Genomic DNA, 10266 nt, shown 5'->3' with positions numbered 1-10266 from the left:
CGCTCTATTACGATGAATTAACGGGATTTGATACAACTCAAAAGGTGTTGGCACAAAGTGGGGCTGTAGCGGCTGGAATAAAAGGGTATGGAGCCGCAGGCACTGTCTATCTCTACGATCGATCCCTGGCGTCTGGAAATGCAACGCTACAGATTGTTAACCGATCTAGTGCGGAAAATTATGAGTCCACTTATCTCGCTGGCCAGATAGATGCTGATATCTATGTCGATAAGGGGCGATTGATAATAGGTGATGGGGCACATATTAGCTCGTCGATTATTGGTAGTGGCAGTAATAATTCATATGTAATTGCAGAGGGTACATTTACCGTGGCCAATAACGCGCTGCTGGTAAATGGTTATGCCTTGGAATTTTCCAAGGATATCAGTTTTGCTTCTATCCAGGTGACGAACAACGGCAAAATCACTACTCCCAGGGCGTCTGATGCATTCACTAATGGGGTGACAGTCAACTCGACAGATTTTCTCATCGATTCCACTTCTTCCGTGGATGTCAGTGGCAAAGGCTCCTTATCTCTGCCGGGGGATTATCCGGAGTCAGGGGGGAGCTATGGGGGGTTGGGCGGTCGAGATCCAAAAACCGGTGATACCAATGCACCTTTTGGAGACTATAAGCAGCCGATGGACTTTGGTGTAGGCGGCTATGTCTACAGTAGTAGCTATCAAGGCACTCGCGGTGGTGGTGCCATCAAACTTTTGGTTAATAACCGTTTCGAAGTCTATGGAAAAATTCTATCCAATGGTTCCTACACGAGTAACGTTGGCGGAGGCAGCGGCGGCTCGATCTGGATTGAGGCAGGAGAACTGATCGGCGATAGCGATACATTGATAGAGGCCTCCGGAGGTAAAGGCTGGAGCGCTGCTTCCGGCGGCGGCGGCCGAATTGCGATCTACTATGACGCGGTGAGCGGCATTGAATCCAAACAGCAGGTGCTGGCGCAGGCAGGCGGAAATTACAGCGCCACTACGGCCTATGGTGCCGCGGGAACGGTTTATCTTTATGACCGTACTTTGGTTTCGAATAACGCCACTTTGCAGATTGTCAATTTGTCCAATGCGGAAAATTACGAATCCACTTATCTCACTGGCCAGATAGATGCTGATATTTATGTCGATAAGGGGCGCCTGATAATAGGTGATGGGGCACATATTAGCTCGTCGATTATTGGTAGTGGCAGTGATAGTTCGTATGTGATTGCCGAGGGTACATTTACCGTGGCCAATAGTGCGCTGCTGGTAAATGGTTATACCTTGGAATTTTCCAAAGATATAAGTTTTGCTTCTGTCCAGGTGACGAACAACGGCAAAATCACTACCCCCAGGGCGTCCGATGTATTCACTAATGGGGTGACGGTCAGCTCGACAAATTTTCTTATTGATTCCACTTCTTCCGTGGATGTCAGTGGCAAAGGCTCCTTATCCCTGCCGGGGGATTATCCGGAATCAGGGGGTAGTTATGGGGGATTGGGCGGTCGATATCCAAAAACCGTTGATACCAATGCACCCTTCGGGGACTATAAGCAGCCGATGGACTTTGGTGTAGGCGGCTATGTTTACAGTAGTAGCTATAAAGGCACTCGCGGTGGTGGCGCCATTAAGCTAGTGGTTAATAACCGTTTTGAAGTCTACGGAAAAATTCTATCCAATGGTTCCTACGCGAGTAATGTTGGCGGCGGCAGCGGCGGCTCTATCTGGATTGAGGCAGGAGAACTGATCGGCGATAGCGATACATTGATAGAGGCCTCTGGAGGTAAAGGTTGGAGTGCGGCTTCCGGCGGCGGCGGTCGAATTGCGATCTATTATGACGCGGTGAGCGGCATTGAAACCAAACAGCAGGTGCTGGCACAGGCGGGCGGATCTTACAGTGCCACTACGGCCTACGGTGCCGCGGGAACGGTTTATCTCTATGACCGTTCTTTGGTTTCAAATAATGCCACGCTGCAGATTATCAATTTATCTAATGCTGAAAATTACGAGTCCACTTATCTCACTGGCCAGATAGATGCTGATATTTATGTTGATAAGGGACGGCTGACTATCGGCGATGGGGCAGAACTAGGGGCTCAGATTTTTGGTGTCGGGAGCGACAGCGGATATGTTATTGCTGAGGGAGATTTTTCCACTACTAACAATGACCTTATCGTAGACGGTTTTACGTTAGTACTCGCCAAAAGTTTTAATTTCGAATCAATTAGTATCCAAAACAATGGGAAAATAACCTCTGTTATTGCGTCCGATACATTTATTTCGGGAATAACCTTAGATGTTGGATCTATTTATATTGAGGAAGGTTCATCTATAGATGTCAGCGGGAAGGGTTACCTGCCTTCAGAGACTGTCAGTTATCGGTCCGGTGGTAGTTATGGCGGTTTAGGTGGGGTACTTAACGATGGCACTACCAACGCCACTTACGGAAATGACGTTACCCCATTTGATTTTGGTACGGGAGGGCGGTTCCAGAATGATTCCCAGCCTGGCTTGCGCGGCGGTGGTGCAGTCAAGCTCGTTGCGGAAAAGCTGGAGTTGTATGGCGATATATCTGCGGACGGGAAGGGCGATAGTACGGGTTTTGGCGCTGGCAGTGGTGGCTCACTCTGGCTTGATGTAAGCGAGATAGTCGCCAGTAGTAATGCGACGATTCACGCAAACGGTGGCTATGGAAGAAGCGCAGGGGCTGGCGGCGGCGGACGAGTTGCTGTCTATTACGAGTCCCTGGACGGCTTGGCTATCAATAATATCCAAGCCAATGGAGGAGGAACCTACGGAGGGGCTTCCGGAGAGTCCGGTAGTGTTTATACCGCAGAAAGGATAACCGCACCTAGAGTCAGATCTATCAGTGTTGATGGCTATAGCAATGAGCAAATTTCTAGCGTAATTGTTCAATTCAATATCGGAATCAATAACGCCACAGTGGATGCCAGTGATTTCGAGCTTATAGATGACATTGGCAACTTTATTGCTGTGGAGAACGTTACCGCAATTGACGATTTTCGCTTTCAGGTTAATTTCGCTCAAAATCTGGGCGAAGGGGTTTATAGCTTCAGTGCTGGTCCAGATGTATTCGGCCTGAATGGTCTCGGTATGGATCAGGATCAGGATGGTATAGAGCAGGAACCGGTGGAGGATAAGTTCACCACGCCGATAGTGATTGACATTACCCGGCCTGCGGTACCGACACTCGACCAGCCCTCGTCGCCGGCGATTATTGTGTCCAATAGCCGCTGGGTGACATTGTCCGGCAACCGCGAGGACAACACTGCTATCCTGGTCAATGGCAATGAATTCGCAACGGTAGGCTCCGGTAACTGGACCGGCAGTTACTATTTGCCGGAAGGTGAATCCACGATTGAAGTGGTTGCGCGTGATCTTAGTGGCAACCAGTCCGAACCGGTTTCTCTGATCTTTAATGTGGACAGCAAGGCGCCAAATATTACCGCTGCTGATCCCACTGGAAATATTAACGTCGCGCCGCCCTTCGTCACACTAGTGGTTACAGAAGAAGGCAGCGGGATTGATCTGGAGAACAGCTCTATTGCTGTCAAACGTAATGGGGTTACGCTGTCGGGCTCCCTCGCCCTATTTGAGGGGCAAGTCCAGTTCACGCCAGAGGCGCCTTTCCTCGATGGCGACTACGAGGTGGTGGCACGCGTAGCCGACATGTTCGGCAATTTGTCCGTCCAGCGCACTTATAGTTTCAAGCTCGACTATACGCCGCCGACACCCACGGTGTTGGATGAGTATCCGGAAGTGACCACCGTCAATGCTCAGGTATTCAGTGGCTCGAAAGAAGCGGGTAGTGCTGTTCTGGTTAATGGCAGCCTCGCAGTAGTTGCATCTGACGACTCCACTTGGAGTACGCAAGTGGCGCTGTTACAAGGCGACAACACTGTCTCCTTCACATTGCGCGATGCCGCCGGTAACGAAAGCGAATCAACTCTTGCCCAAATCCGTTACGACAACAACCCTCCGGGCGCCGTGGACCTGTCGATTGATGCCAGTGGCAGCGGTACCGAACTGCTGCTGGATTGGAGCGGCTACGACGAGTTTGCCAATGGCAATGATATTGGCGAGTACCGTGTCTATCAAAGTGCAGCAAGCTTTACGGATATAGCCGGCAAAGCGCCGGTAGTCGTGGTGCCACAGGGAAGTAAGCAGTTCCGCGTTGAGGGGCTGCCGCGGGATACCCAGTCCCACTTTGCGGTAGTTGCCTCCGATACGCAGGGCTTGTTCAATCCTTCCGTCACTTCGGTTGCCGCGACACCGGTGGATACTGAGGCGCCAGATGAAATCTCGAACTTTGTAGTTGAACCAGGTTCCGACAACTTACAACTGAGCTGGAATCCTTCCGTAAACTCTGCCGGGGATATGGCGGGCTATAAAGTCGAATTCGTGGACGATCCAAACGGTCGGGTGGATGATATTTCGCTGGCGTCACTGGGTGATCCGCAGGCGCGGGTAGAGTATCTGGTAAGCGGCCTGAATCCCGCCACGTCCTACCCGGTTCGCGTCTATGCCTACGATGAAAGTGGCAATAGTTCGACAGGTATTTCCAACGCAGGCACAACTCTCCTGCCAAATCCGGCAACTGTCACCGCCACGCCCAAGAGCAGTAAGATAGAGATCAACTGGTCTAGCGTTGTGCCCTATGAGCTATTAAAGAGCTACGCGGTATACGTTGAGGAAAGTAATTTCAGTTCTATTGCCGAACTGCAGCCAAAGGCTGTTCGCAGTAAAGGTAGTACTTCAGATGTGGAACACAGCTGGTCGTTGGCCGGCTTGAAGAATGGCACCACTTATTATGTCGCGGTAGCTTCGGTCAATATTTCAGGTGGCTCGGCCCCGGAAGTGACAGCAGTTGCGGTAACCCCGGAAGCGGATACGGAAGCGCCGGTCATAGAAAGTGCGGAGTATCGCCAGGGGACCGATTCGTTGGATCTCACCGCTGATCCGCAGCTCATACAGGATGGTCGTTTTAATATCGCCGCTTCCGATGAGTCGGGTGTTGCGCGGGTGGAGTTCTATCTCGATGGCAACCTGCTGGGCACCGAGTATGCCGTCAGTGGTGGGACTTATGGTCGAAATATTGCGCTGCTTAGCGTACCTGACGGCGAGCATATCCTCACGGTCAAGGCATACGACGTCTGGGAAAATGTCAACACCCAGCAATACGGTTTCAGCGTGGCGCTCTCGGCACCGCCTGCGCCACAGATTACAAGTCCGAGCGACGGCTGGCTGACCAATCAGGCGACCCTGACAGTCTCGGGTACAGCGAAAAAACAGGCGCGGGTGCAGGTATATCGAAACGGCATTCCAGTCGGTGAAGTCGTTTCCGTAGACAGCTATGGCAAATTCCAGGTTGAAATCCCCCTACTAGAGGGAGATAACTCGCTCAGTGCCGCTGCGGAATATCCTGACCGCGGAGGTTTTGGTGAGCAGAGTGCTGTGAGAACTGTGGTTCTCAACACGGCAATTCCCGATGCGCCGACTGATCTCAGTGCAATTGCGCGCGCCCTGGGTGAGATTTCCTTAGACTGGAATCCGGTGCAGAGCGACGATGCGGGCAACCAGATCAGCGGCTACAACCTGTACCGCTCGAACGCTCCCTTCTCCGCGTTGCAGAGTGCGCAGAAGATCAACAACAAACTGCTCCCCGAGGCCAAATTTACCGATCTGCCATCGGAAGATGGCACTTACTATTACGCAGTAACTGCGGTCAACTCGGCTTCCACAGAAAGTAGTTTGTCCAGCGTGGTAGAGGCAAAGGCGGATAGCGAAGGTCCCCATGCGCTGGAAGTAACTTATCAGTCCAGCGGTCTGGTGGACTCCGCCAGCGGGCGCCATGGTCCGGGTACCGTGGAAATCGCCGTACACTTTGATGAGCCGCTTCGCAACAAGCCCTATTTCGCCCTGGTACCGGAGGGCGGCGTGCCGATTACTGTCGATCTGAGCAAAGATTACAGTGATGACACTCTGTACAGCGGCAGCTTCGTGATTGAATCCGGCTCATTCTCCGGCCCTGCATATGCCGTGATGTCGGCCCACGATGATGTCGGCAACCGCGGCACGATCATTGAACAAGGAACGTCTCTGCAAATCGACGCCCGAGGGCCTGAAGTCACGGCACTGACCCTGAACCCGGGTGAACCGCTCAAGGTGGATGAGCAGAACGGCCTGTCGGTGGAAGTCGTGCTGCGCCTGAACGATGAAGTCAAAGCAGGCGAAATGCCTATGCTGGTGCCGCTGGTCGACAATGCGGAAGTCGCCGGTTATGAAAGCGGTATCAGCCTGATGAAGGATGCGCAGTCTACCGAAGGGCAGACGCTGTGGGTCGGCAGTTTCACTCTGCCGGTCAGTGCCGGTCAGGATGATGCCGGTAACCCTGCTGTGGAAAACCTGCGTTTTGACTATCAGGCATCGGATGACCTGGATAATGTCAGCAGCAAGATTCGCGTGCGCAACAGCTTCCAGGTGTATCAGGGCGATCTGCCACCGCTGGATATCCCGCAAAACCTCAACGCTAAGGCCATGCCTGGCGGCGAGATAGCGCTGCAGTGGGACGCCGTGGACGATGCTCGCTATGTGCTCTATCGCAAGGCGGAAGGTGAAAGTGAATTCACCGAAATCCTGCGCCTTTCAGAAACCACTACCAGCGATACGGTTAGCGGCGACGGAAAATACTTCTACGCCATCGCCAGCGAGCGCCGCAGCAACAACCAGGTTGCCGTCAGTGCGATGAGTGCACCGGTGGAAGTCGGCGCAGACAGCGTCGCACCCGCGGTGCCGACGGAGTTGGCGCTGGAGCTGAACGGCGCCGGTATCGTGGCAACCTGGAAGGCGCCAGAGCTGGATGCAAGCGGCGCTGCCGAAGCAAGTGGAACCCTGACTTATAACCTATACCGCCTGAACCTGGCGGAAGGTGAATCGGTCGATACCGCCACCCTGAAGGCATTTGCTCCGCTGCAAACGGGTATTCCAGAAGAGATTGCCCTGGATGCCAACCCCAGTGAGAGCGAACACGCCTATGTCGTTACGGCGCTGGACGAAGCGGGTAACGAGTCGGCACCGAGCGAGACGGTTTACCTGAACTTCGGTCTGCTGCCGGTTACGGATCTCAGTGTATCGGTGAACGCCAATGGCAATCCGCAGCTGCAGTGGAACCACAGCGGTGCGGCAATTGCCGGCTATCGCGTCTATGTCGGTGATGAGGGCAACCTGCAAGAAATTACCACTGCGCTGATTCCGCATGGCGGCAATCCGACCACGTTTGTGGACGACAGTTACATTGCCGGCGCTCAGGGAGCCAATAGCGAACGTCGCTATACCGTTGTCGCTGAAGACGATCAAGGAGCCACCAGTATTGGCCACAGTCTGCTGCTGCCGGCTCTGTCGGTGGAGGTGATCAAGCCCGAGGACGGGCAGCCGGTAATGGCGCGCGGGGTTATGAACGAAGTGCGTTTCCGGGTGCAGAACCGTGGGGTCGGCGATATCTCAGGGGTGAAGCTGTTCGCCACGGTCAATGACAATGGCGTGCAGCGCGAACACCAGTCTGCCAGCTTCTCAGTCGCAGCTGGGGGGCTGGTGGAAGTGCCTATCGTGATTGGCGGTTACGCCAAGCTGGATACTCTCAGCGATATCCAATTGCGCCTCGAGCAGTCCCCACTGCCCGGTGAATCAGTGTTCATCAGCAGTGGGGAAGAAGTTCTGGTGGGCGATGCGGCACTGCGCCTCGGCTTGGACACCGATACCGTCTATCGCGGTGGTATCGGCAAAATCCGCTTCACCATGGAAAACACCTCCGGGGTGGAAACCGAAGTATTGATGGCGCGCAGCAATGGCAAATCCGTGTCGGACGAAGTCCGTATTCGCATCGAGGATGCGGATGGCAACCTGCTCTCCGAGCAACCGGTACAGCAGTTTACCGGCGAGGTTATTACCGTCGCCAACGGTGACACCGTGGCCCGCCTGCAACCGGGTGAGCGCTTTGTATCCGATTGGATCGATGTGCCGATTCCGGAAGCTGCACCGGATCAGGTGACGGTGGCGTTGGAAATTGACCACTTCCGTTACCACACCGATAAGCCGACAGAAGTAGTGATCGAGGGCAACGGTACCCGTATCGACGCATCGCTGCAGGAAACCGCCTATTACGGTGCGCTGAATAGCGTCACCCCCGATGTGCTTTACAACGCGGACGACAGGGTAAACATTGCCGGTCGCGCGATAGACCGCGGTAGCGATGTGCCTCTCGCCAATGTACCGCTGACGCTGGTGATGGAAGTGCGTGGCTTCGAGCGCCAGGTATCGGTGATTACCGATTCCGCTGGCAACTTCAGCTACGAATTCGATCCCCAGGGGCAGAGTGGTAACTGGAACGTATCGATCATTCATCCGGACAGCCTCTCGCGTCCGAATCAGGGCACCTTTGCCGTCCTGACGTCGGAGGTGAGTCCGCGGCAGGTGAATATTCACATACCGCGCAACTACAACCAGACGGTACCGATCAAGGTGCAAGCTGGCTATGGCACGGAGCTCTCAAATGTGCGGCTGGTTTCGGTAGCTGCACCCGGTGACGAGCAGTTGCAGCTGCCCGCAGGTATTCACCTGGATACGGGTGCGGTGATTAACCTGGATCCGCGGGCCAAAGGGGTGATCAATCTCACCCTGTCGGGGGACAATCTGGCGCCAGAAACAGGTTCCCTGTACTTCCAGGTGTTGGCGACCGTCAACGGCGTGGAACAGGTCCTGGAAGACGTCGTGCTGGAATACCAGCTTTCCGATAGTGAGCCGTCAATTGCGGCGACTCCGGGTTTTGTCGATACCGGTGTCGCGCTGGGTGGCAACACCAGTGAAAACCTGACACTGAAAAACTCCGGCTTCGACGTCCTGCGCAATACGACCCTGACGCTGCAGGATACTGACGGCAACCCGGTCCCAACATGGGTGCATCTCGACGGCACCATGAGCCTCGGCGACATGGAAATAGGCGCAGCGCGCGACATCAGCCTGTCCTTCAGCCCGGATACCTCCGTGACGCAGGGGAACTATCAGTACCAGCTGCTGGTAGAGGGCGATGGCGGCTACCAGTTTACGGTGCCGCTGTTTGTAGCCGTTGTTACGTCGGAGCAGGGCAATGCCTTCTTCCATATCAGCGACATCTACACCGCCACCCTGGATGAGAACAATGAACTGATCCCCGGGCTGAGCGGCGCCAAGATCGAGCTGCAGAATGAGCAGGTGCTGTCCGAAACCCGCACCATCAACAGTGACGGCAACGGTGAAGCCCTCCTCGAGGATCTGCCGGCGGGCAGCTATGCCTACCGTGTGACTGCCTTCGACCACGAGAGCGCCTCCGGCCGTTTGTGGGTGAAGCCGGGCACTACCGTTGCGGAAGAAGCCTTCCTGATGAACCAGATCATCTCAGTGGAGTGGCAGGTCAACGAGATCAATCTGGAGGACCGCTACGAAATCAAGCTCGACGCTACCTTCGAAACCGATGTACCGGTGGCAGTGGTCATGCTCGATCCGCTCAGCGTTACCCTGCCGGATATGAAGAAGGGGGATGTCTTTACCGGCGAGCTCAGCCTCACCAACTACGGGCTGATTCGCGCCGACGATGTCAGCGGTGCCTTGCCCTCCGGTAACGATGTGGTTTCTTTTGAGTTCCTCGCCGAGGTTCCGGACACCATTGAGGCGGGTGAAGTGATCTACATCCCCTACCGCATCACCGCACTGCGCGACTTCAATCCGGATGAGGAAGGCGCGGCCAGTGGCGCTGGGTGTGGCAGTCAGAGTTTCCAGTACAACGTGAGCTACCAGAGCCAGTGTGCCAACGGCACGATAGTGCCCGGTGGCACCTCCACGCACTGGTCCACGGCCTCCTACGGCTCCTGCGGTTCGACTGGCGGCGGCGGTGGTGGTAGCAGCAGCTACTACTACGGCGGCGGCGGTGGTAGCGGCTCCAGCTATGGCGGCGGCTATACGCCGATTGGTGGCGATGTCGATACGCTGCGCTGTGATGCGGAACCGGCCTGTGACGAGTGCAACAAGTACAACACCAGCGCCCGGTGATATCCGGCGCTGCGGGGATGGTGGGGCACCAACGTCGCCGGCCGGGTTAGCTCGGGCGCCTGGTTAATAAAAAATATGAAAACTACCTGACGGTGGCGCGACGTCGCCAAAGGAACAAGAAAAAGAACTTTAGGAAAGTGACATGAAGTTTTGCATCGGGGAAACGCGCCTGAAGGAT

General features: G+C 54.8%; 2 protein-coding genes. One reads left to right on the top strand and one right to left on the bottom strand.

Annotation, left to right across the window (positions count from 1 at the left end; genetic code table 11):
* Positions 1-752 precede the first annotated feature (752 nt).
* On the bottom strand, positions 753-1169 hold the full coding sequence (locus IG168_RS19625) for a hypothetical protein (protein WP_193166303.1): 417 nt from the start codon (positions 1167-1169) through the stop codon (positions 753-755).
* Positions 1170-3101: 1932 nt separating this feature from the next.
* On the opposite strand from IG168_RS19625, the gene IG168_RS19620 reads away from it, so the two are divergent.
* Complete coding sequence (locus tag IG168_RS19620) at positions 3102-10088, top strand: fibronectin type III domain-containing protein (protein ID WP_193166302.1); 6987 nt, start codon at positions 3102-3104, stop codon at positions 10086-10088.
* The last annotated feature ends 178 nt before the right edge of the window (positions 10089-10266 follow it).

This window comes from Microbulbifer hainanensis, assembly GCF_014904735.1.
Classification (GTDB): domain Bacteria; phylum Pseudomonadota; class Gammaproteobacteria; order Pseudomonadales; family Cellvibrionaceae; genus Microbulbifer; species Microbulbifer hainanensis.
Note: the sequence above shows the minus strand (reverse complement) of the source record. Positions and strands in the feature narration are given on the sequence as shown.

Bases quoted from the DNA above. Each gene is read 5' to 3' on its own strand.
- IG168_RS19620 (WP_193166302.1), top strand. From the start codon at position 3,102: ATGGATCAGGATCAGGATGGTATAGAGCAGGAACCGGTGGAGGATAAG.
- IG168_RS19625 (WP_193166303.1), bottom strand. From the start codon at position 1,169: ATGTGCCCCATCACCTATTATCAGGCGCCCCTTATCGACATAAATATC.